Raw genomic sequence first — 224 nt, 5'->3', positions numbered from 1 at the left:
AATTAAATGGTCAATAAACTCTCAGTTTAGATTAATTCATTATCCTGTGTCTAGCACCACGCTTTCTTTTGTCGAAGAGTTATTAAACCTACAATCCGAGGCGACTGCTCAGCTTGCCCAGGATTTGGAGCAAACATATTCTTCTATTTATGAAGATAAAGCTTTAAAACAAGCCTTGATTAGACGGTCAACTGAATAAGCTAAATTTCAAAGCTTAAGGGGGG

General features: G+C 37.1%; 1 protein-coding gene. It reads left to right on the top strand.

What is annotated here, in order from left to right; genetic code table 11:
* Nucleotides 1-199 (top strand): hypothetical protein (locus TY19_RS00055; RefSeq protein ID WP_042278105.1); only part of this gene is annotated, 199 nt, incomplete at its 5' end.
* Between the last annotated feature and the right edge of the window lie 25 nt (nucleotides 200-224).

The organism is Candidatus Protochlamydia sp. R18 (assembly GCF_000648255.1).
Lineage (GTDB): Bacteria > Chlamydiota > Chlamydiia > Chlamydiales > Parachlamydiaceae > Protochlamydia > Protochlamydia amoebophila.
The sequence above is the reverse complement of the archived record's forward strand: the minus strand, read 5'-3'. Positions and strand labels throughout refer to the sequence as shown.